The following is a 21,868-nucleotide window of genomic DNA, read 5'->3' as shown; positions in this document are numbered from 1 at the left end:
CTTTCAGGATCGCTCCCGAAAGCCTTTTTTTTGGATGTGTTGCAGCTTATTCTTCGAATTTGTCAGCCAGGATCTGCCCACGAATTTCACCGTAAAAAGCCTGAGCGGTAGGAATATTGACATAAAACATACCGAGGATCAGTTGCGTTTGCTGTTCAGTGTTCAGCTTCACTGAACCCTGAACCTGCGTGCCGGTCGGCTTGTCCGCTACTGTAAAAAGGATCGGACCTGCCTCCCACGCTGGATTTGCCGCATTGATCGTTACAGAAGTAGGTGTAATATTTTGGTAGTTGATATTGTATTTCAGCTCCATCGTGTTTTTGTTGTATTCAAAAACACCTGTGCCTTGTGCAGACGATGTAGATTTTGGAACCGTAGCGCTACTATTGATAACAGCTGAGAACTTCACAATGTCATCTTTGTGAGGGCCTTCCTCTTTGCAGGAAGAAACAAATCCTAACATTAAAACTCCTGCGATTAATAGTAAAAAACGTTTCATTGGCTTTTTCATACATCTTTAATTTAAAAATTTAACTCCTAAATATACATACAAACTTAAATGCTGCAAAAATGATACCACTTCGCTGTCAGATATTCCAAAGATCACTTTTGCGGATATAGACGATCCGGTTGTTCCAAATCACCCGGTCCCAATGGTCCACAGAACCGATAATCGTCAATTTATGCCCCTTTCCGACCTGTTCGACAACCGCCGCGGCCGAGGAGGGCTCGTCACGCAGGAAAGTACTTTCATTGACAATAATGCACGTTTGATAGAGAGAAGGCACATTTAAAATTGCAAGCAATGCCAGCAGATAAACAACTATGGATATTTTATGAATCTGTAAAATGGGCTCCTTTCTACGTGTCTTTGTAACCATTATGATAACTATGTAGGTGCCCAAAGTTAGAAGCAATATTGGAATGTAGTCGCCATATCTGCGATAAAATATTATAAAATAGTTGTAATCATCAAATTCATAACCACTTAGATTTTGCTCGCTGGCGAGCTTTTCCATTTTCTCAAAAAGGTGCCTGGAAGGCTGGATAAGGGCCAGTTTGCTGAGAAAAAAAAGGCAGTCGGTATAATTGTTTGTTTTTTCAGCAAGGAAAGCGAGCTTCAAAAGGAGTGCCTGGCTATTTTTTTCGTCCAGGTTGAAATTTTTTTTATAGAGTACCTGGGCTTCCTGGTACTTGGCCATAGCGAACAGAGAATCAGCTGTTTTAAGCTCTTTCGGGTTGGCACAAAATGCCGCTCCCGACATCCAGAAAGGCAGCAATAACAACGAAAAAATCAGGTTTTTCTTATCTTGGATTTGCATTATACTTTTAAGAATTCTACTTTTGCATCGCAATTACGGAAAACGCCACGGCTAATCCAAGGTTGCAAAGGTTCGAAACCCTCCGGGGGTAGTAGAAAAAAGATTCCGTAGCTCAGCTGGTAGAGCAATACACTTTTAATGTATGGGTCCTGGGTTCGAATCCCAGCGGGATCACAGAAGGCACACGAAAGTGTGCCTTTTTTGTTTAAAATGCATTGATAATCAGCACATTTTACAAAAAGGCAGGCCAGTCTGAATCATAATGAACCAATCCATTCGGTCACCTATTCGGTCACCTGTTGGATTCGGTAAATTAGGTGACCGAATCAGATGTTTGATTGAGGCGGTTTTGATTTAAGGTTCTCCACGGACACAATTACCAACCTTAAAATGTGCGAGCATGAAGTTCAAACAAAATCTGTCATTGCTATTCTGGCTGTACCGGGGTAAGGCCTCCAAAGACGGAAAAGCACCCATCTATGTCAGGATTACCATCGACGGAACCGACACTGACATTTCTCTTGGCAAAAAGATCCATCCCGACTTTTGGAACAGCGATGCCAAGCTGGTGACCGCAACGACCTCGGAAGCTAAGATGATCAATCTAAAAATCGTCCAGGCACAGGCTGAGATAGAAAAACACTTTCTCGTGCTGCAATCCCAGTTTAACCATGTGACGCCGGTGATGCTGAAAAATGCATATCTGGGCTTGCCATTGACTCATTCCAAAACAAAGCCGGAAAAGGTTGCCGGGCCCAGCCAAACGCTGCTAGCAGCCTTCGATGAATTCATCGCGATCTTCGAAAAGAAAGCTAAGAAAGGAATCCGCTCCGAGGGGACATTAAGGCACTGGCGTTCGACCAAACGTAAAGTCGAGTCATTCATCCGTTTCCGGTTTCAACGGAAGGATATCGAGATGATCGATATCGATCAGTGTTTTGCCGAAGAGTTTTACGATTATTTAACCCTTCACCTGGATGAGCCGCTTTCCGAAGTCACTGCCAAAAAGCTGGTGAAATGGACAAGACAAATCGTCAAGACAGGTGTTAAGAAGAAAGTAATCGCTTCCAACCCGCTGGAAGGGTTTGTTTGCTCGGGCGGCAATAAAGAAGTAATGCCTTTGGAGCTATTTGAAGTGGAGGCCATTCACAAGAAGCAGATCGACATCGACCGGATCGGAGAAGTGCGCGACGCCTTCATTTTCCAATGCTTTACAGGCTTTGCATATCAGGACATGTACAATCTTTCGCCTGAGAATATTGTGAAGGTTGGCAGATCGGGTGAAAAGTGGTTGATCAAAGACAGGGGCAAGACCGAGGTGACTGAAATGGTGCCTATTCTGCCCGTTGTGCAGGATCTGATCGATAAATACAAAAGCCATCCCTATTGTAAGGTCAATAACCGGCTAATCCCGGTCAACAGCAATTTCCGGTACAATGTTTATCTCAAAGAACTTGCGGTGATCTGCGGGATCAAAAGGCCGCTCAACACGCACCTTGCCCGTCATACGTTCGCCGACATGATGCTCAACAATGGCGTGCCCTTGGAAGATGTCGGTAAAATGCTTGGACATCGAAACATCCGTACGACCCAACGCTACGCTCGGGTGAGAAAGCAACGGATTAGCGACCACATGGCCTTGGTAAAGCAGAAGCTGTTTACGAATTCCGGAAAACTAAGGACGGTATCGAGTTAATAATGTCGCAAGCCGCTGGCATCGCCGCCAGCGGCTAACCCAACTGGACAAGTTTTAAGGGACTGTCACTACCTGAGTTGGTTAGGAATTCGCCTACTTGCCGATCTACCGATAAGCTTGCCAACAATAGAGAAAGTAATCATATTTTTCGTGCTCAAAAGCATGCTCTACCCATCGCGACAAATCTGATGACTGCTGCGGGGTAACCTCATAGACCATGTACATTAACGGGTCATCGTCATAGCGCTCAAAAATTTGAACCAACTCGTCCAGCGAAATTTGATCAACATACAAAGTTCCAACTTCATCTTCGGTGCCCTTTCTGAACCAGATGATTTCACGATTCACGCTCATGCTTCATTAATACTTTAATGGTTGGTAATTCTCTAATGATCAGGTATTATTGTCGATTCGATCCGGGCAGACATAACTAACTAAGGAACTTCAATTTCTCTCTTTACTGTCACCCCAGCCAGGAATTCTGCGGACGACGAGATTTGCTCCAGTAGAACCTCATTTGAAAAAACATCGAATGGATCAAACACAAGTAATAATTTAGCAATACCGTCACGGTCTTCACTCCAAAATACGACGATATTGTTACCCATTATGTCGTAATCCCCATCTGCAAGAAACTGATTCAAGCAGTCCGACCTAACGGCCGCTCTGAGCCCATCCAAGTTCTCTTGGGAATACATTACTCCGCCGGAGAATACAAAAGCCCTTTCGATCTTGTCCGCAAAACGATAGTGAACATTTAACCTTTTAAGGATACCCCAGAAGGAATCGTCTTTTTTTCGACTAAACAGTTTGAAAAAGCTCATATGTAGCTCTAGGTTATTGTTCACCTTCTATTCCAAATCCATTGCCACGCGAGGCGCTTCCAGTCTCGAATAACCATTCCGCTCGGAGAGTGCCAAAAACGCTGTGAGTAATGCTGGTAGAATTCACGGGCGTCCTTTTCAGTCCTCTTACATTGAAGGAAATAAATCTCCACGTATTCCGGCCTGGGAGGGACATCACATCCTCGACCGGAAGTTTGGTATGCGGTATTCATGCCTTGCCAATCAAGGTTGATACTTTAGCTTTTTGGATCATAGCTTCAATATCGTCCCTGTCGTAGTAGATTACTCCACCCAGTCTCACAAATGCGAGCTGGCGATTAGCTCTGAGGGCTAACAACTTGCCCGGTGAAATGTTTAGGAGCTTTCTAACCTCAGACGATTTGAGCCATTTCTTGGGGGTGTCTGTTGAAGATACCCTCGTCCCGGCAATTGCTGCCAAAAGCTCGTCCCGAACACTTTTCAAGTCTGAAAGCGTAACCAATTGATCTAGCGACAGGCCGCCTTTAGCCCCATCCGTTCCCCTCATCCTTTCCATCACGTTTTCTGTTTTAGTATTGCCAGGAAAACAAAGCTAAAATCGGCAATGTGGAAATCCTAGACCCTTTCGATTTTCAAATAGGTGAAACTGATGTGGAGCAGATATTCAGCTGTTTACCTATGTTTGCAGCCAAAGAAGCGTTTTGTGCTAACTCACTATGTTTTCACCCTAACTTCAAATTTATGGAAACCATCCTGCTGCACTCTTTAACAGTCGAAGAGTTCATGGACCGCGTCCGCACAATTGTCAAAGAAGAATTGAAAAGCGTGTTGCAACAAGATCAATTGCTCACCAAAGAAGGTGCTTTGAAGTTAACCGGAGCCAGCAACGCAGCTTTCCTTAAAGCTGTAAACGCGGGCATCGTAAAACCACAACTGGTCAAAGGCAGAACAAAGGCGATGTACCTCGAATCGGAAGTGCTCAAAATTGTAGTCAGTAGGAAGAGGAAGCCGTCATAATTCATAGGCATTAGGGTCTTCCGGTGGGGTAAATTTCTTCCCTTTTCCACTCAACTTCGAAAGTGCATCGCAGGCCATGTTGTATTGGTCGCACCAGCGCCTGCATTTGGATTTTATCTCCTTTTCGGCAAACCCTGAAAATGGATAGCGGAATTTCATCATTGCATGACCACCGTAGACATCTATATATTTTGAAAGATTTTCTTTGGCAAACTGTTCACGTAGCTTGCTTAGTTCGGCTTCAACAATTTCAACTGCTGGATGAAAGTCTTCGGTAGTAATGTCTTTTAGGGAATCAGGTAACTGAAATGGAGGCTTCTTTTTTTGCTTTTTGTTTGCGGCAGCAACCGCGGAGACTTTTTCCTGGAATTTTGCCTCACTCTCTTTAAGCTCCATGTATCGGGCCAAGTCGACATTTCGGGATTTCAATTCTTGGGATAAACGGATAATGCTGGATTTCCGGTAATAGTATTATTTCCCCTTCTTGAAAAAATCATTAAATCCGAATGTTTCCCGGATGAACCTTCCCCCATTGTAGACCCCTTTAAAATATCTGCTCAGATCCCTGTCATCGATCCATTCACCTCTTTTGATGGAAAGCTTCTTTAACTCCAGGGCAACTTTATCCAGTGAGGCTTCGGAAAATTGCTCTTCGGAGGGAAGTGCTGATGTACCTGCAATTCTGACAATAGCTTCCCTGATTTCTGACAGTTCTCTCAGTATCTGCTCTTGGGTTTTCATTGGAAAAGTGCGGGACATGTAGCCAGAACGCCTTCATTACTTGCTTGCATTCACCATGCCACTTATCTATGGCGATCAAAATCTTGCAATCCGACAACAGCTAATTTTTAGCATCAAAAACAAGGCAGGACGGGCTTCGCAACAATCCACCAAGATGAAACAAAATCACCGCCCCAAAAAAGACCCCAAAAATCGTATTGCGCAGGCTTTCCAGTTTTTTATAGCCATATTGGTCGAAAGCGGTAGCTATTACAATATATTCCTTGCCTTCGTGGGGAAAAAGTATCCCTGTTACTTGCCAACGGTCTTTGTAGAACTTCACATCTTTGTTTTGCCGGACTTGATCGATCATCTCGCGCGTTTCCTTGACAAAATCAATGTCAACCGCGTCATGATAAAGCAGCTTAAAGCCCGGATCATAGATTGCCACTTCCACTTCACTGATCGTCTCGCGGTTGTTTTTATAAATTGCCTGCAATATGACCGGATCAACCTTTGCTGTAAGATACAGATTGGCCTTGGTGACCGCCTCCTTGCGAAGGCTGGCATAGAACTCCGATTCGCGGCTTTTATAGGCGGAAAAATAAACCGATGCGGCAAATGCGGCAAGGATCGCAGCTGTAAGGAAAGTGAACAACAGGCTTAGTTTGCTGCGTATCGTCATTCGGAGCGGAGTATGAAACCCATGCCGGGCTTGGTATGGATCAATTTGGTATCAAAATTCTTGTCTACCTTTTTGCGCAGGTAATTGACATACACATCAATGAAATTGGTACCGGTATCAAAATGGGTGTCCCATACTTTTTCGGCGATCTCTGTCCGCGACAACACACGCTCACTATTTTCGACCATGTATTGCAACAACTTGAATTCTTTGGGCGTCAAGCTGATTTCCATGCCTGAACGGCTCACCGATTTGGTTTGGTCATTGATGACCAGATCAGCATATCTGAGCAAAAAGCCCTGCGCTTTCCCATTGCTTTGTCCCCGTTTTAAGAGCGCGCGTATGCGCACATGCAGTTCGCGGAAATCGAATGGTTTGACCAGGTAATCGTCCGCACCTGCGTCAAATCCCTCGACCTTGTCATCTGTCGTCCCAAGGGCAGTAAGCATGATTATTGGCACGTCCGGCTGGGTCAGTCTGATTTGCTTGCACATATCGATCCCGCTGAGTTTGGGGAGGATAATATCTGTAATGATCAGATCAAAACTGAATTGTGAAAAAAGCCTGAACCCCATCTGGCCATCATAGGCAACGGCTGTTACATATCCATGTTCTTCCAAGCCCCTTTTGATCAGGGTCGCCAGGCGCTCGTCATCTTCTACGATCAGTATATTCATTCCCCTATTAATTTAGAAGCAACAAAATTATGATTGTTACACTTTCGGCCAATTAGTTACTGACGTTTAACTAGTATGGAAAAAAGTAAAGCCCATCATCTCTCCTTTCTGGTCGGCTAATTTCCTTCCATACAGGCAATTGTATCCTTGTTTTTTTGCTTGATATCCATCTGGGGCAACAGTGGTGAGCTCAACAGGTCAGACCATTGCATGTAAATGATCTGCGTTTTCTTAGCTGTGGTTGCAATCCCGTGCCTGTTTACACCATTGGTCCCACCAGAAGTGGGGGCCCAGCCAGTGATTTCCCTTTTTACAACGTTCAAAAACGTCCGATCCTAAGGCCCTTTTGAGGGGGAAAAATTACTATAACATTGACAGAATCCAATATACAAGCCTGCGAAAATCAATGTTAAAAATCAATTTTTCAAACACTTCCTTATTGTTATCTATTGTTGTTTTACGAAAATCACTTGCCGATACAAAACTCAAAACACGCTCAATATCAAAAAGTTATATATTTACAGGCCAATTGCGGGATAAGAATTACATCTACAACGGACAAACAATTGTGAATATCAGCAAATAAAAAATAACCTGAGCTTATCGTGTGGTGCACCCTGTACCTACCATTTTCCACAGGAGCCACAAACGCCAGTGTCATTTAAGAGGTAGCCTCCATTGACTTGGGAGGAACCGCTGCTTCGTAAATTTCAGCCTATGACCCTGCATCACGCAGGCTATTCATGGTAAACAATAAATCTGCGGCAAAAGTGGATGTGACGAGACGCCACTGCGCCGTTCAGCAATAATGGTTCAGATTACCTGATTGCAGCCAATGAAGGTGATGCATTTTCATAACAAATCCATAACCTACGCTTAACAACCCATCACCTACTACCAAAATACCTTTGGGGTTTTAAAAACGACCGGCGCAAACCGCGCGTCCAGACTATCACTTAACCCCTATTACTAATGAAGAAACATTTACTGCAAGCAATATTTGCTTTGCTGGTCGGGTGCTGCATATCGCTGCGAACATCGGCACAATCCGTCACCGTGAGCGGTAAGGTTACCGCACCCACAGGCGAGGCGCTTCCGGGCGTTAGCATTCTCATCAAAGGGAGCAATTTAGGAACGACTACGGATGCGAATGGTGCATATAGTCTTACAGCGCCGTCGGCGAATGCAACATTCATTTTTTCGGCAATCGGCTTTCTTTCCGAAGAACACATCATCGGCAACAAAAGCGTACTCAACATTACACTAAAGGAAGACAACAAGTTGCTGAACGAGGTGGTTGTTACTGCCCTGGGCATTAAGCGGGAAGAAAAATCGCTTGGTTTTGCTGCGCAGACGATCAACGAGAATGCGGTGAAAGATGCCAAATCCAACAACTGGGTCAACACGCTTTCCGGGAAAGTGGCTGGGTTAAATATCCAGGGCGCAGGTGCCGGGCCTATGGGGTCTGCGCGCATCACGCTTCGGGGCGAGTCGTCGCTCAACCTGGACAATAACCAGGCGTTGATCGTTGTGGACGGCGTCCCTGTGAGCAGCCGCATTACGGGAACAGGCTTCAATTCGCACCTTTCTGCGGATAGCCCGGTGGATTATGGTTCGAGTTTGTCAGACATTAACCCGGATGACATTGAGAAAGTTACGGTACTGAAAGGCCCGGGCGCTACGGCATTGTATGGAAGCCGGGCCGCTGGCGGTGCCATCATTATCACCACCAAATCGGGTGTTCGTCAGGACAGGGGTATTGGTGTAACGGTCAATTCCAATTTCAGTTTCGAGCAGATCAATCGCTATCCCGATTATCAGTTTGAACATGGCGAAGGAAGAAGCGGCGCTTATTTTTCCTATCTGGATAGTGAAGACGGCCCGAACACAGCCACGACCGTGGCAGCCGGAAGGGCCTGGGGCCCTAAATTTGATGGGCAAATGTATTACCAGTATGACCCCGATGCGCCGGATGGTCGGCCGACGGTTCGCACACCGTGGGTTGCTAATAAAGATTATATATCAGGATTTTTTCAAACAGGAACTACATTTTCTAACAGCATTTCGGTTGAAGGCGGCGGTGACAATGGCTCCGCGCGTTTGTCCTTGACGCATTTGAAAAATAAATGGATCATTCCCAACACAGGTTTTGAGAGGATCAATGCTGCACTTTCAGTGAACCAAAAAGTTTCGAACAGACTAAAAATCAACGGTAAAGCAAACTATACAAACAAGAAAAGCGACAACCTGCCGATGGCGGGTTATAATAACCAGTCGCTCATGTACTTCCTGATCCTGGGCACAACACCGAACATTAAGCCGGAATGGTTTAAGCCTTACTGGGAGCCGGGTTTGGAGAATGTGAAGCAAAGGAACCCATTCAACCCCACACCCGACAATCCTTACCTGGGCATGTATGAAATGCTCAACAAGATGAACAAACATGGATTTATCGGCAACGTGTCGGCAAATTATGAGATCTCTCCAAAGTTTGACCTCATGGTGCGCACGGGCCTGGATATGGCATTTGAATTCCGCTCGCAGCAGCGCCCGTTCAGCATGACACGTTACCCGCGCGGCATGTATCGTGAGCAGAATGTATTTACCTACGAGTCCAACACCGACTTTTTATTAAACTATAAAGATAAAATCGCCAACCTGATCGATGTTACTGCTTCCGCAGGAGGCAATGCCATGCGGCAATCGTACGACTTTGCTGGTCTGTACGCCGATCAGCTTGCTCAGCCGGGCATCTACCAGATTTCCAACAGTTTGGATCAAGCCGTCGCAGATCCTTTGAAAACCAAAAAGGCGATCAACAGCATTTATGCAGCCACGCAGTTTTCCTGGGACGAGAAAATATTTTTAGATGTAACCGGCCGGAACGACTGGTCGAGCACATTGCCTTATGGGAATAATTCATTCTTCTATCCTTCCGTGAGTTCGAGCTTTTTGCTGAATGAACTCTTTGCTTTGCCGCGTGCCATATCCTTTGCCAAGTTCCGGGCTTCGTGGGCGCAGGTTGGGAATGATACAAGACCTTATCAAACAGCTCGTTATTACGACCGTATTTACGGAAACAGTTTTACCAACTCCAGCACGCTTTTCAATGCTGACCTGAAACCTGAGATCACAGCCAGCTATGAATTTGGATTGGACGTGCGTCTGCTGAAAAACCTGGTTGGTCTGGACGTGGCTTACTATAATAACAACAGCCGCAACCAGATCCTGGCCATTCCGCTGGATCCGGTTTCGGGTTATAACAATGCGCTGATCAACGCCGGACTTATCAACAGCCGCGGCGTGGAGATCAAGCTGACGGGTAAGCCGGTAACATCCAAAAATTTCAGCTGGAACACGACATTGCTTTGGTCCAGAAACCGGAGTTATGTAAAAGAGCTCGCGTCGGGGATTACGAACCAGGTCATTTACGCGCATAATACGAATGTGAGCATTGAGGCGCGTGTGGGTGGTTTGATGGGCGATATGTACGGCCGGGGTTTTCAGCGCTCGCAGGATGGTCAGATCATTTACTCGTCGGTAGGACTTCCGGCTGCATTGGATCCGACGGCTAAAAAATGGGGAAATGCATTTGCAGATTGGAAAGCCAGTTTTTCCAATGAATTTACAATCAAAAATGTGCGGGTGAGCCTGCTGCTCGACGGGCAAAAAGGCGGTGACATGTTCTCGCAGACTTCTCACAAAAACAATACGCTGGGTAAAACAAAGATAACATTGCCGGGCCGTGAGGATGGGATCATTGGACAAGGTGTAGTAAAACAGCCGGATGGAAGCTTTACGCCGAACACCGTGAAAGTGCCCGCCAGCTCCTACTACGACAACTATTACCAAATCGCAAACGCCGAAACCAATATTTTCGACGCTTCTTTCCTGAAAATTCGCGAGTTAAGGATCGAATTCAACTTGCCACAGGCGTTGCTTTCGAGGATCGGCGTGCGCCAGTCGCGCCTGGCGGCTTTCGGCAGAGACCTTTTCAACTTCACGAAGTTCCCCGGATTTGATCCAGAGGGTGGAAACCTGAACAATGGCACATTGACGCCGGGTGTCGAACTGGCCCAGTTCCCTTCTACAAGGACCATGGGAATGAACCTTACCCTGAAATTTTAATTCAAAGAAATCATGTTGAAGAAAGCATACATTCCATTTCTGCTCCTGCTAACCTTCTTGGTGTCCTGCACCAAGAACTTTGAAGAGCTTAATACAGATCCTAATCGACCGAAAGAAATTACGCCGGGGGTAATGCTGGGACAATTGCAATATCAGATCGTGAACAGCACGGTGAATGCAAGCCGCAATTTTACGCACGAATTGATGCAAGTGGATGCGCCCCGTGCAAGTGCTGGCGGTGGCGGGCTGCACCGTTACATTGTAAATCCAGGAAGCGGTGTTTGGAGCAACTTTTACACGTATCTTAATGATATTGAGGACATATACCTGATCTCCGATCGCTTGAATGAGAACAATTACAAGGCCATTTCACTGATCTACAAGAGCTGGGCCTACTCCATTCTCACAGACCTTTATGGCGATGTTCCCTATTCGCAGGCGACCAAGGCCATTGAAGGAAATTTCAAACCAACCTTTGACAAACAAAAGGACATTTACATTCAGCTCCTGAAAAACCTGGAAACCGCCAATAGTCTCCTTGACGACACAAAGGCGCTTACTTACGGAGGCGATATGCTTTTCAATGCCAATGCATTATCGGGTGGCAAAAATCCGGGGATTGCTAAGTGGAAAAAGTTTTGCAACTCGCTCCGTCTGAGGTTACTGCTTCGCATTTCCAAACGGGACGGCGAAGTAAATGTGAAGGAGCAGCTGACGGCAATCCTGGCCGATCCGACAGCCAATCCAGTCTTCACAGCTAACGCGGATGAAGCGATTTTTCGCTATCCGGGCACATTCCCGTTTTTCAATCCATTTTACAATGCCAGGCAGGTCGACTGGCGCGATGGAAATTACTATACCAAATTCTTCATGGACCGCATGAACAATCTGGGCGATCCGCGTCGCGCAGCCTGGGCGACACAGGTTAAATCCGGGACTGAAAATGTGTTCCGGGGCATTGAAAGCGGCTATCCTACCACTTTGGAATATGCCGTAGGAAGCAATTCCAGTTATTCGGATGCATTGAAAACATTGCCACAACTGGGAGTGATGATGACGTGGGCGGAAGTTGAATTCATCAAAGCCGAACTCGCATTAAAAGGCTATAAAACCGGCTCGACCGCTGAGCAGCATTATGAGTCGGGCATTGCTGCTTCTCTGGCACAATGGGGCACAACTATTCCCGCAGGTTTCGTTGATCAGCCAGGAATAGCATTCAAAGCGACGGCTCCTGTCGAAAAGCAATTGGAGCAGATTATGCTGCAAAAATATTACGCTTTCTTTTTTGTCGACTATCAATCCTGGTTTGAAAAAAGAAGAACCGGTTATCCCGTGCTGCCGCGCGGCGCTGGCATTCCGGCAGAAAACACATTCCCTTCCCGCGTCCCCTATCCTACCTACCTGCAATCACTTAACCCCGAGGCGCTGGCCGGAGCCGTGGCTTCCATGGGCGGTGATGACAGTGACATTAAGGTTTGGTGGGATAAATAGTTTTTCGGGTTCATTTTTTACTTTTTCAATATGATTTTTAAAAATAAAATAGCGACCCGGGCAGTCCTCTTAGTTTGGACTGCCCTCGCAGCCAATGTCGTACAAGCACAAAAATCCGTAATAAAAATGCCGGAGCGGGGCTTGTGCGCGCATCGCGGCTGCATGGATACGCACCCTGAAAACACATTGCCCGCATTTAAAGAGGCTGTAAGGTTAGGCGCGCAAATGATCGAGTTTGACATTCAGCTTACGAAAGACAGCGCCATGGTGATCATGCACGACGACGGTGTGGATCGCACAACAGATGGCTCGGGAAATGTTTCCGAAATGACATTTGCGCAAATACGCGGCCTGGATGCAGGAATTAAAAAATCGGAGCAGTTCAAAGGGACGCAGGTGCCTACTTTTGAAGAAACACTTGCGATGATGCCCGACAATGTGTGGCTTAACTGCCACCTGAAAGGCGACGCGGCGGTTGGCGCGAAGGCCGCGGCTCTGCTTGCCAAATCGGGCAGGCTGCGCCAGGCTTTCCTAACCTGCTCCGAAAAAGCGGCTGTGGCTGCGAGGCAAATTGTTCCGGACATTATGATCTGCAACGGTGAAAACAATTATAGGAAAAATACAACAAAATACGTGCAGGCGACGATCGACATGAAGGCAAACTTCATCCAATTGCTGCGCCACGAACCGGGTGAAGACCGGAAAGCTTCGCTGCTGGCTTTGAAACAAAACAACGTGAAAATAAACTATTTCTATGCTAAATCTCCCGAAGAGCTGGGCAGACTTTACACAGAAGGCGTTGATTTTGTGTTGGTTAATAATGTTGCTGATTTTATACCAGCGGTAAAAAAGGCAGGCATTGAGATGATCATTCCAACTTATGGCAATGCTACAATTCCGCAGCAAAAATCTTCAAACAAAACCAAAGCCGATAAAAACAAAACGCTCATCGTCTTTTTCGACGGCCTTCGTCCTGATTATATTTCCCAGGAGCAAATGCCGAATTTATATGCTTTTAAACAAAAAGCTTCACACGGGAAAAACCATCACAGTGTCTTCCCGACCGTTACGCGGGTAAATTCCTCTTCCTATGCAACAGGCTCTTACCCTGGCACGCACGGACTTTTAGGAAATTCCATTTACTTTCCAAAAGTAAGCCCCAACAAAGCGATCGGGACCACTTATGAAGACCTGATAAAAGTGCAGGACTCGGAAAGTGGTAATCTGCTTACGGCAGTTTCGCTGGGCGAAGTGCTGGATGCGGCAGGTGAGCAAATGATGGTTTTTAGCTCAGGAACAACAGGCCAGGCATTTTTGCAAAATCACAAGGTGGGCAAAGGCGCCATCATCAATCACGAATTGATCCTGCCTGAATCGTTCAAAGCGCAGGTCATGTCGGATATTGGTCCTATGCCCAAAGTAACTGGGGATGTTTTTATCAAACATAAATGGATCGCAGACGCATTGCTGCATTACGGATTAAAAAACGACGGCCCGCTTGTGAGCGCAGTTTGGTTTTCGGATCCAGACGGGGCGGCACACCGTTACGGCATTGGTTCAGAACAGGCAGTGGCGGCTATCAAATACGTGGACGCGCAGTTTGGTCGCATTCTGGATTCCCTTTCAAGTAGAGGTTTAAGGGAAAATTTCAACATCCTAATCTCAACAGATCACGGTTTTGTAACCCACACAGGCAAGCAGAGCCTGGGCGATCTGCTTATTTCGGAAGGCTTGAAAAAGGATAAGGAATCGGACGATGTCGTGATTTCTGAAGGTGCTATCTATGTCAAAAACCATGATGCAGGTCAGATTGAGAAAATCGTTGCCGCATTGCATAAAACAGACTGGATCGGCGCAATTTTTACCAAACCTAAAAAGAAGGGTGATATGACCGGATCGGTAAAAGGAACGTTATCCTTTGACGCCATTCATTACAATCATCCGACACGTTCAGGCGACATCCTCGTATCACCAAATTGGAATGATGATAAAAATGACAAAGGTTTTGCCGGAACGGATTTTTCAGGAGGCGTTGCCGGGCACGGTGGATCAAGCCCCTACGAGATAAATATCACTCTCTTTGCCGATGGCCCAGATTTTAAAAATGCACTCACCAGTGACCTTCCGACATCAAACGTTGACATCGCGCCAACCGTGCTCGCGCTTTATGGCTTGAAAGCTCCTTCAAAAATGGATGGCCGTGTGTTGTTGGAGTTTTTGGAGAATCAAAAAACGACAAGCAGCAATGCCAAAAAGCAATTGGTAACGGCCGAGGCAAAATATGATTGGGGAACATATAAGTTAAAACTCGAAATGTCTGTCCTGGGTGATTACAGATATTTTGACTTTACTAAAACAGAAAGAAACAAGTTAAACTAATAATCAATGACACCCCCCCATTAAGCTGTGTTAGGGGAATGAGGGAGTGTAAGGCAGGGTTTTACCCCATTTCGTTTGACGAATATTAGCTCGATCCTACCAGAATGTATAAAAACGAAGGTTATTAAAAACTGACTGAAAATACCAGAGGACCCATCCTGCAACGTCTTAACGAAACAACAGTTAGTTAACCCTCCTCTATCAATATCGCACAAAATTGCGCCTATGGTCTAATTGACAAAAGAAGTATTTTTTCAACCTTTTAACAAAAAATTGAGACAGTTATTAAATGAAACTGGTTTCAAAATTCGCTTAAAAACTTTTTATCAATGCTGATTTTCATTTTGATTGAAGACAGGCCATAGGTAGCTAGGTGCAGGGTGCTGACTACGTTTGGCAAACGATATTGGTTTCATACTTTTAGAACCCGTTGTGCGGCTGAAATTTAAATAGAAAAAGATTGTGCATTTTCCTAAAATTCTGTAAGTTAAATAAATTCAAAAATCTGTTCAATTATAGACAGACACCTACTGAAGCTATTGTACCTGGGAATTAAGGCACCACCCGATTCCGTGGCAGAATAACCATGACCAGATTTTATCTTGACAAGAGTTACAATACTACAAATCAGTTCTTTAACCTAGTCAAGTCAGACCGAAAGGATATGACCTTGATTTCCGAATGGCGGTGTTCAATGACTCCAAAATCTCCAATCCGATGGAGAACTTTCAAACATTCTGAGCCTATTTGATGTAAAGATCGACAGGCTGAACTTCGTCGGGAAGGTTTGTGTCACCGATCAACTGCTCGATATTGTCTCAATAGTCGTGGCTGGAGGTCATTTTAATGTCCGTTGGCGAGTTGCTAAATGGATCTTGCAGAAGGTGGCGGCACGTTCGAGCAAAAGGAACAGGGTCGTAATCGCAAGTAACAACGGAATCTCGAAGTAGCTTCCAGACCCCGTAGCAAGACCGAAAGCGAAACAATAAACAGGTAGATTGTCAGATCGAAAACAAACGGTAAGGGTCGGAAAAATCGGGCTCTTGATCCGTTCGGCCATACCCATAGCATTGGTAAGATTTACGATGGTTCTATCAATCTGCTCCTGCCTGAGCAGCCCACAATATGATCGTTATTAAGTTTCAATATGGCCAGACCTGCGTTTTGATGAATGACGCGTCGTCGCCATCCAGGTATTATTCATCCGTTCGGTAGCGTCGAGCCTACGGAGTGAATGCCCGAGGCAATTACTCCACACGGCCTGACGGTGCACGATTTTGCAAATCGCATGTCCATTGCCATTGCTGACAAGCGCCTGCAGCTGCAACACCAGTTGCACGACTCGTTTACGATCGTGCCCGATATTTTGCGTGCATCCTCACATGATTCTAAAAAAAATCAGCAGTAGCCAGAGGCTTTCAACAAAACTACTTCACAGAAGGACTCACAAGGAGCTAATCGGTCCTAAGGCTCCTCACGGGGTCCAGCAATGCCGCTCTGATCGCCTGGTAGCTTACGGTGAGCATTGTAATGATAAGCGCTCCAGCTGCCGATGCGGCGAAAATCCACCAGGAAATTTCTGTGCGGTAAGTGTATTTCTGAAGCCAGTTGCTCATAAAAGAATAAGCGATAGGCGCGGAAATCAGACAGGAAACAATTACCAGCAGCACAAAGTCTTTTGATAACAACTGCCAAAGATTGGCAACCGAGGCGCCCAGGACCTTCCGGATACCTATTTCCTTGGTCCGCTGCTCGGCAATAAAGGATGCTAAGCCGAACAATCCGAGACAGGAAATGAAGATCGCTAAAACAGCAAAAAAGGTGGCCAGCTTGCCGATCTGCTCTTCACTTGCAAATTTTTTGGCATATTCTTCATCTACAAACTGATAATCGAAAGGAGCCGACGGGATGATATTTTTAAAAACAGCTTCGATCTTCGGCAGCGCCACACTTGCACTGACGTCCGGTTTGATTTTTATGTTAATGTAATTGACCCCGCCATTATGCCCTTTTATGAAAAAGATAGTCGGTTCAATTGGGTCATAAGGTGATTCCATGACCATGTTTTTGATGACGCCCAGGATTTTGTAATTCAAGACCTCATTGCTTCGCCACCACGTCCAGCGCACAGGCTCCCCGACCGGATTTTCCAGGTTCATATGTTTCATCGCTGCTTCATTGATAACAATCCCGGATGAATCCGAAGCTATTTCCCTGGAAAAATCCCTGCCCTGAACAAATTGCCAGCCTACCGTTTTTCCGTGTTCATGCGTCACAGCCAGCGTTCCGAATTCCTTTTTGGGGTCTCCACCCCTCCAATCGAACCCGTTGTTTCCCGAGGCCAGATTCGTAACCGCGCCCATCGACTCAGACATTTCGGCCACTGCACCCGTCTTTTTTAATTCATTCCGCAAAAGATTATATTTTCCATAAAAATCACCGGATTTCATTTCCATCATAATCAGACCGTCGCGTGTGTAACCCACCGGCCGCTGCTTTGCGACGCGGATCTGCCTAATGATAATGATTGTGCTAATGATCAACGTTACTGACACTGTGAACTGCATAACCACCAGTACTTTGCGCGGGACGGAAGCAAACCTTCCCGCCCGGAATGTACCTTTAAGCACTTTCACCGGCTCGAAAGATGATAGGTAAATTGCGGGATAACTTCCCGCCAGAAAACCAGTGATCGCAACAAAACCGAAACTGAGCAGCCAGAAATAAACATTTGTCCAGGACATTGTCATTTGCTTTGCCGCCAGGTTGTTGAACCAGGGCAATGATACGGCAACCAGTAAAAGCGCCAGCAAAAAAGCCATGGTAACCACCAGAAAAGATTCACTCAGGAACTGGCCGATTAGCTGCCCGCGCAGGGAGCCGATTGCTTTTCGGACTCCGACTTCCCTGGCCCGTTTTTCGGAGCGGGCGGTGCTCAGGTTCATAAAATTGATGCAGGCTAGCAGCAACACAAACGCACCAATAATGCCCACAGTCCAGACCAGCCTCATAGCCTCCGTATCGGGAATACCACGGTCAAATCCATGTAAATGCCAGTTTTTCATCGGGTGCAGGAAGGTCTGCGGTCTTTGTGCGGCCTGTTCTTTATAGCTGCCCAGATTTTTAAGCTCGGAGTCTTTGATAATGCCCGATACCTTCTCAAAACTGTCACCTGGCTTTATTTCAGCATATATCGCCAAAAAATGGTTGCTCCAGTCCTGCGTGGCCCTTTCTTCTATCCACTTATTTTCCGAAAGCCAAAGGTCGAACGGAGCGAAAAATGCAATGGAATTGAATCGGGTGTTCAATGGCAGATCTTCATACACTCCGGTCACCTTTATGTCTAGCTTATTATTCATTCTTAATGGCTTACCGGTCGGATCCTGATCTCCAAAAAGTGCCTTCGATGTTGATTCAGAAAGCATGATGGAATTAATATCCTGCAAACCTGCCCTGGAACCATATACCATCCGTAAAGAGAGCATCTCGGGTGCATCTTTATCCCAGAACTGACCTTTTCTGGATAGTTTTTTGTCCCCTGCCGAAAGGATATAATCCTGTACCCACGAAGCCCGCACAAGATGTTTAAAATTGCTCCGATAATTCGTATTCAGTTCGGTATACAGCGGGTAAGGCATAGAGTGGTTGGCAACGTGGTCGCCGGTGCCTGTAAATTGCGACATGACCTGTGCAATGCGGTCGTAATTCCTGTGGTATTTATTAAATGACAATTCATCATAAATCCAGAGCCCAATAAGCATCGCCACAGCCATGCCCACAGCCAACCCTCCGATATTGATAACCGAATAACCCTTGCTTGTAACAAGGTTCCTGAAAGCGATTTTGAAGTAATTTTGGATCATACCGTAGCTGGATTATGTTGGGCACAATGCAAAAAAGGCGGACTTGGAACAAGGATAGGAAAAGGTTCTTTCGCTAAGACGCTGGCCTACCCTAACAAAAGACGAAGCCCATTTCAAAGAGTTGCAAAAACCCATAAAAAAATTATCAAACTTAAAAATCCAACTTGTATCTTTCTTGTATCCATTTCTCATATTTATTCTTCACGCATGGATATTTCAGGCAGACTTTACATTTACGAAAATCCAACTCCTGCAAGCCGATCTCCTATTTGTCAAACCTTATCCAGTATGATATTGTCTTTATGTTTTCTGATAATCGTATTTCTGTCTGTGGTTTTGTTTTACTTTGGCACCATAGGATATTTATTTCAAAAATAACGCCGACTCTTCAGTTTAGCACTCAACACTTTCATTACCTCTGCCCGATAGTTTTAACTTCGCTTCGTCCCTGATGAGCCATAACAAGGGCATATCAGGATTCACTTCAAATGTGCTGGCTTCGGCATTAATTTTGAGCGCTATTTTCATGTTTTTCAAGTAAAAATTTTACTGACTTACAAGAGGACTTTATGGGACTATGGCAAGAAGGTCTGCATGGTCGCATTTTTTTCAACTTCATCGATCGCGGGAACGATACAAAATTGCTGTATGTAGAATTGGCGTAATTAGTTTAAACACCTTTTGTTGTAGCCAAAACGGATGGCTTTAAAATTGGATTCTGATTCCGCATCCTACCTTGATAATATCTGTGATTGTCAGTACGGTTGGATTGAGCACATAGCTGACCAGATACAGATCATTGGTATTTAACTCGACATACCCGGTTACCGCTTTTACGCTACCTGCGTTTTTTAATTCACGGGTAACAGAGGCCCCTATCGCCAAATGAAGCCGGAGTGCTGACTTCCACCAATAATAGCCCCGGGGAAATCGTTCGGGCCAGTTAAGGTAGAACTGGTCGCCAAAATGGTAGGCCGCTTTTATTCCAGTATCCATCGGATGAACAGCAGCGGTTCTGCTGATCTTTATCTTCAAGGGCTGATAATACACCGAGGCGGAAAGTATGTGCAACTCCCCACCAAAATCTTTGGGCACATACCCGTAGTGCAAGCCGGTCCGTATCCGGCTGCGAAATAAGTCGTAACCGGTGCCCACACTGACCCACCCGATGCTCCCTGCATATTGAACCCCCAAGTGATCAGGTACTAAGTTTTTCAGAAATTGCGCATAGCAATTCAGTTCTGCTGATCCGATCAGCAGCGCAAGCATTACCCATACTTTCGGTTTCATTCTAGTATCTCACTATCGATTTGAAGACTTTTCCGTTTACTATTTTAAGCAGTACAAAAGCATTTTGGTTAAAAGCATAGCTGGTCATATACCTGACACCATCCTCAAATGGGTAAAAATCCAGATGCTGGTGAACGTGCCCATGAAGAGACAGCAGCATTTTTGGTGTTTGGCTTAATAATAATGGGTACGATTCAGCGAGCTCAAGATCAAATTCCAGCGGGCTGAAAGGCGGAACATGGGAGACGGTCACTATATACGCAGCATCTTGCGTACCGGACAATTCTTGGGAAAGCCAGTTCATGTCGGGCACCTTACGATTTGAGTATTCCAGACTGTTTGTGTTATGACAGATAAATTTGACGCTGTCATATACGAATGAGAAATCAGTAGGCCCAAACATTCTCGTGAATACTTCTTCCCCATTCGCAATCAAGTCGTGGTTCCCGACTACGCCTATGTACGGTTTTTTCAAATGCCCCAGCCGGTCAACCACCCACTCAAATTCCTGCAAAAGGCCGAAATCCGAGATGTCGCCTGCAAGGAGAACCAAGTCGACATCATCCAGTGTATTTACCTTTTCTACAAACCGGTCGAGCTGATCATACCAGCGCTGCGAATCCCCGACAAAAACAACAGTTACCGTATCGTCGGTCGGGGTTGAAAGAGCTTGGTCAGATTTTTCGAATTCAGGTCTCTGGGCGAGTTCTTGTCACTGACCTGGTTGGGACTAAATTCGAAGTTGCCGCAGCCCGTCAGCAGCAAAAGCAGAAAGATCCCACATAGAAATTCAATCTGTAATTCACATTGACGTCTCATCCAAAGTCTCAGTTGAACGAAGCCCTGAATTCCAAAGGAGAAACCTTGGTTTTGGTCTTAAAAAGTTTGTTGAATGATTGCGGGTGCTCAAAGCCCAGGCCATAGGCAATCTCGCTGACCGACAAGCTGGTCGTAGATAGTTTTTCCTTGGCTTTGGCGATCAGCTTTTCGTGAATGTGCTGCTGCGTGCTTTGTCCGGTCAGCGTTTTAAGCAAACTCCTCAGATATCCTGGTGAAACGTGGAGCGCCTCTGAAATAAACTCTACCGACGGCAAGCCGTTGGTTACCAGGTCATCGCTATCAAAATAATTGTTCAATAGATCATTCAGCCGGTCAAGGATCTGGTGATTGGTGATCTTCCGGGTGATGAACTGTCGCTGATAAAAGCGTTCAGAGTAATTGAGCAAGGTCTCCAGGTGCGATACGATGATGTTCTGGGTGAACCCGTCGATATTCCCGTTGCATTCATGGATAATATTTGCAACGATATCATTGATCACCTTTTCCTCTTTGTCGGACAAAAACAGGGCCTCCTTTACCGAGTAATTAAAAAACTCGTACTGCTTGATCTTTTTGGCAAGCGGTGTTCCCCAGAAGAAATCCGGGTGCACAAACAGCATCCATCCCTTGGGTTCATATCCAGGTTCATGCTGTTGCCCGCTTAAAATCTGGTTGGGTCCCACAAAGGCCATAAAGCCCTCGTCAAAATCGTATTTCTGCTGCCCATACATCAGGTTGTTGCAATTCCGTTTGATCGAAATCATATAAAAATCCAGCACGACGCTCATGCCGGGACTTCCTTTCAGCTGGCCACATTCAATAATGCTGATCATGGGATGCGGCGGCGGCGCGAACCCCTGCATTTTATGGGCCTGAGAGATGGAACTTATTCTAATCGGTGTATTCATCGTATTTTTTGTTAGAACTTGAAGGATATTAATCACAATGAGTGATCGA

General features: G+C 45.7%; 19 protein-coding genes, 1 tRNA gene and 1 pseudogene. 6 read left to right on the top strand and 15 right to left on the bottom strand.

What is annotated here, in order from left to right:
* Positions 1-46 precede the first annotated feature (46 nt).
* Both BP71_RS27785 and BP71_RS27780 read right to left on the bottom strand, forming a co-directional pair.
* Positions 47-511 carry a CHRD domain-containing protein gene (locus BP71_RS27785; protein WP_496384843.1) on the bottom strand — a complete coding sequence of 155 codons (465 nt, stop codon included), beginning with the start codon at positions 509-511 and terminating at the stop codon, positions 47-49.
* 76 nt (positions 512-587) lie between these two features.
* A complete protein-coding gene (locus BP71_RS27780; RefSeq protein ID WP_496384842.1) occupies positions 588-1,322 on the bottom strand; it encodes an SH3 domain-containing protein in 735 nt (244 codons plus the stop codon).
* A gap of 101 nt (positions 1,323-1,423) precedes the next feature.
* Between BP71_RS27780 and BP71_RS27775 the strand changes: the two genes are divergently transcribed.
* Positions 1,424-1,496: transfer RNA gene (locus tag BP71_RS27775), tRNA-Lys, on the top strand.
* 226 nt (positions 1,497-1,722) lie between these two features.
* On the top strand, positions 1,723-3,018 hold the full coding sequence (locus BP71_RS27770) for a site-specific integrase (protein ID WP_496384841.1): 1,296 nt from the start codon (positions 1,723-1,725) through the stop codon (positions 3,016-3,018).
* Positions 3,019-3,123: 105 nt separating this feature from the next.
* Here the strand turns inward: BP71_RS27770 and BP71_RS27765 are convergent, their stop codons facing one another.
* The 3 genes from BP71_RS27765 to BP71_RS27755 all read right to left on the bottom strand — a co-directional run bounded on the left by BP71_RS27765 (position 3,124) and on the right by BP71_RS27755 (position 4,398).
* A complete protein-coding gene (locus BP71_RS27765) occupies positions 3,124-3,372 on the bottom strand; it encodes a DUF7683 domain-containing protein (protein WP_496384840.1) in 249 nt (82 codons plus the stop codon).
* Positions 3,373-3,452: 80 nt separating this feature from the next.
* Positions 3,453-3,842, bottom strand: a complete 390-nt coding sequence (locus tag BP71_RS27760) for a hypothetical protein (RefSeq protein ID WP_496384839.1) — start codon at positions 3,840-3,842, stop codon at positions 3,453-3,455.
* Between the two features lie 229 nt (positions 3,843-4,071).
* Positions 4,072-4,398: a helix-turn-helix domain-containing protein gene (locus BP71_RS27755; RefSeq protein ID WP_496384838.1), complete on the bottom strand. Its 327-nt coding sequence runs from the start codon at positions 4,396-4,398 to the stop codon at positions 4,072-4,074.
* A 50-nt stretch (positions 4,399-4,448) separates the two neighbouring features.
* On the opposite strand from BP71_RS27755, the gene BP71_RS27750 reads away from it, so the two are divergent.
* Positions 4,449-4,859: a hypothetical protein gene (locus BP71_RS27750; RefSeq protein WP_496384837.1), complete on the top strand. Its 411-nt coding sequence runs from the start codon at positions 4,449-4,451 to the stop codon at positions 4,857-4,859.
* On the opposite strand, the gene BP71_RS27745 is transcribed toward BP71_RS27750, so the two are convergent.
* From BP71_RS27745 to BP71_RS27730, 4 genes are all read right to left on the bottom strand, one after another.
* Positions 4,854-5,255, bottom strand: a complete 402-nt coding sequence (locus BP71_RS27745) for a hypothetical protein (protein ID WP_496384836.1) — start codon at positions 5,253-5,255, stop codon at positions 4,854-4,856. The two genes, BP71_RS27750 and BP71_RS27745, sit on opposite strands and share 6 nt — an antisense overlap.
* A 75-nt stretch (positions 5,256-5,330) precedes the next feature.
* A complete protein-coding gene (locus BP71_RS27740; RefSeq protein WP_496384835.1) occupies positions 5,331-5,600 on the bottom strand; it encodes a hypothetical protein in 270 nt (89 codons plus the stop codon).
* A gap of 100 nt (positions 5,601-5,700) precedes the next feature.
* On the bottom strand, positions 5,701-6,264 hold the full coding sequence (locus tag BP71_RS27735; RefSeq protein WP_496384834.1) for a hypothetical protein: 564 nt from the start codon (positions 6,262-6,264) through the stop codon (positions 5,701-5,703).
* Positions 6,261-6,941 (bottom strand): response regulator transcription factor, encoded by a 681-nt coding sequence (locus tag BP71_RS27730; protein WP_496384833.1) that lies wholly within the window; start codon positions 6,939-6,941, stop codon positions 6,261-6,263. Before BP71_RS27730 ends, BP71_RS27735 begins: the two co-directional genes overlap by 4 nt.
* 972 nt (positions 6,942-7,913) lie before the next feature.
* Here BP71_RS27730 and BP71_RS27725 point away from each other — a divergent pair.
* The 3 genes from BP71_RS27725 (at position 7,914) to BP71_RS27715 (ending at position 14,939) form a co-directional block, all read left to right on the top strand.
* Positions 7,914-11,069, top strand: a complete 3,156-nt coding sequence (locus BP71_RS27725; protein WP_496384832.1) for a SusC/RagA family TonB-linked outer membrane protein — start codon at positions 7,914-7,916, stop codon at positions 11,067-11,069.
* Between the two features lie 12 nt (positions 11,070-11,081).
* Positions 11,082-12,560, top strand: coding sequence for a SusD/RagB family nutrient-binding outer membrane lipoprotein (locus BP71_RS27720; protein WP_496384831.1), 1,479 nt, complete (start codon positions 11,082-11,084; stop codon positions 12,558-12,560).
* A gap of 162 nt (positions 12,561-12,722) precedes the next feature.
* Positions 12,723-14,939, top strand: coding sequence for an alkaline phosphatase family protein (locus tag BP71_RS27715; protein WP_496384830.1), 2,217 nt, complete (start codon positions 12,723-12,725; stop codon positions 14,937-14,939).
* Between the two features lie 1,454 nt (positions 14,940-16,393).
* Here BP71_RS27715 and BP71_RS27710 read toward each other — a convergent pair.
* The 6 genes and pseudogenes from BP71_RS27710 to BP71_RS27685 form a co-directional block, all read right to left on the bottom strand.
* A complete protein-coding gene (locus BP71_RS27710) occupies positions 16,394-18,802 on the bottom strand; it encodes an FtsX-like permease family protein (protein ID WP_496384829.1) in 2,409 nt (802 codons plus the stop codon).
* Between the two features lie 393 nt (positions 18,803-19,195).
* Entirely contained in the window at positions 19,196-19,330 is a 135-nt protein-coding gene (locus BP71_RS27705; RefSeq protein ID WP_496384828.1) for a hypothetical protein, read from the bottom strand.
* A 177-nt stretch (positions 19,331-19,507) separates the two neighbouring features.
* The gene (locus BP71_RS27700) at positions 19,508-20,092 is read right to left on the bottom strand and encodes a hypothetical protein (RefSeq protein ID WP_496384827.1); all 585 of its coding nucleotides are present in this window, start codon (positions 20,090-20,092) and stop codon (positions 19,508-19,510) included.
* Position 20,093: 1 nt separating this feature from the next.
* Positions 20,094-20,672, bottom strand: a pseudogene (locus BP71_RS27695) (metallophosphoesterase family protein); the annotation flags it as partial.
* Between the two features lie 59 nt (positions 20,673-20,731).
* Positions 20,732-20,911, bottom strand: a complete 180-nt coding sequence (locus BP71_RS27690) for a hypothetical protein (protein WP_496384826.1) — start codon at positions 20,909-20,911, stop codon at positions 20,732-20,734.
* An 8-nt stretch (positions 20,912-20,919) separates the two neighbouring features.
* A complete protein-coding gene (locus BP71_RS27685) occupies positions 20,920-21,819 on the bottom strand; it encodes a helix-turn-helix domain-containing protein (protein WP_496384825.1) in 900 nt (299 codons plus the stop codon).
* Between the last annotated feature and the right edge of the window lie 49 nt (positions 21,820-21,868).

This window comes from Dyadobacter ginsengisoli DSM 21015, assembly GCF_059568735.1.
This window is presented reverse-complemented; position numbering and strand designations above follow the sequence as displayed.

Bases quoted from the DNA above. Each gene is read 5' to 3' on its own strand.
- BP71_RS27770 (WP_496384841.1), top strand. From the start codon at position 1,723: ATGAAGTTCAAACAAAATCTGTCATTGCTATTCTGGCTGTACCGGGGT.
- BP71_RS27780 (WP_496384842.1), bottom strand. From the start codon at position 1,322: ATGCAAATCCAAGATAAGAAAAACCTGATTTTTTCGTTGTTATTGCTG.
- BP71_RS27700 (WP_496384827.1), bottom strand. From the start codon at position 20,092: ATGAAACCGAAAGTATGGGTAATGCTTGCGCTGCTGATCGGATCAGCA.
- BP71_RS27755 (WP_496384838.1), bottom strand. From the start codon at position 4,398: ATGGAAAGGATGAGGGGAACGGATGGGGCTAAAGGCGGCCTGTCGCTA.
- BP71_RS27785 (WP_496384843.1), bottom strand. From the start codon at position 511: ATGAAAAAGCCAATGAAACGTTTTTTACTATTAATCGCAGGAGTTTTA.
- BP71_RS27765 (WP_496384840.1), bottom strand. From the start codon at position 3,372: ATGAGCGTGAATCGTGAAATCATCTGGTTCAGAAAGGGCACCGAAGAT.
- BP71_RS27745 (WP_496384836.1), bottom strand. From the start codon at position 5,255: ATGGAGCTTAAAGAGAGTGAGGCAAAATTCCAGGAAAAAGTCTCCGCG.
- BP71_RS27725 (WP_496384832.1), top strand. From the start codon at position 7,914: ATGAAGAAACATTTACTGCAAGCAATATTTGCTTTGCTGGTCGGGTGC.
- BP71_RS27735 (WP_496384834.1), bottom strand. From the start codon at position 6,264: ATGACGATACGCAGCAAACTAAGCCTGTTGTTCACTTTCCTTACAGCT.
- BP71_RS27760 (WP_496384839.1), bottom strand. From the start codon at position 3,842: ATGAGCTTTTTCAAACTGTTTAGTCGAAAAAAAGACGATTCCTTCTGG.
- BP71_RS27720 (WP_496384831.1), top strand. From the start codon at position 11,082: ATGTTGAAGAAAGCATACATTCCATTTCTGCTCCTGCTAACCTTCTTG.
- BP71_RS27685 (WP_496384825.1), bottom strand. From the start codon at position 21,819: ATGAATACACCGATTAGAATAAGTTCCATCTCTCAGGCCCATAAAATG.
- BP71_RS27715 (WP_496384830.1), top strand. From the start codon at position 12,723: ATGGATACGCACCCTGAAAACACATTGCCCGCATTTAAAGAGGCTGTA.
- BP71_RS27740 (WP_496384835.1), bottom strand. From the start codon at position 5,600: ATGAAAACCCAAGAGCAGATACTGAGAGAACTGTCAGAAATCAGGGAA.
- BP71_RS27730 (WP_496384833.1), bottom strand. From the start codon at position 6,941: ATGAATATACTGATCGTAGAAGATGACGAGCGCCTGGCGACCCTGATC.
- BP71_RS27710 (WP_496384829.1), bottom strand. From the start codon at position 18,802: ATGATCCAAAATTACTTCAAAATCGCTTTCAGGAACCTTGTTACAAGC.
- BP71_RS27705 (WP_496384828.1), bottom strand. From the start codon at position 19,330: ATGAAAATAGCGCTCAAAATTAATGCCGAAGCCAGCACATTTGAAGTG.
- BP71_RS27690 (WP_496384826.1), bottom strand. From the start codon at position 20,911: ATGAGACGTCAATGTGAATTACAGATTGAATTTCTATGTGGGATCTTT.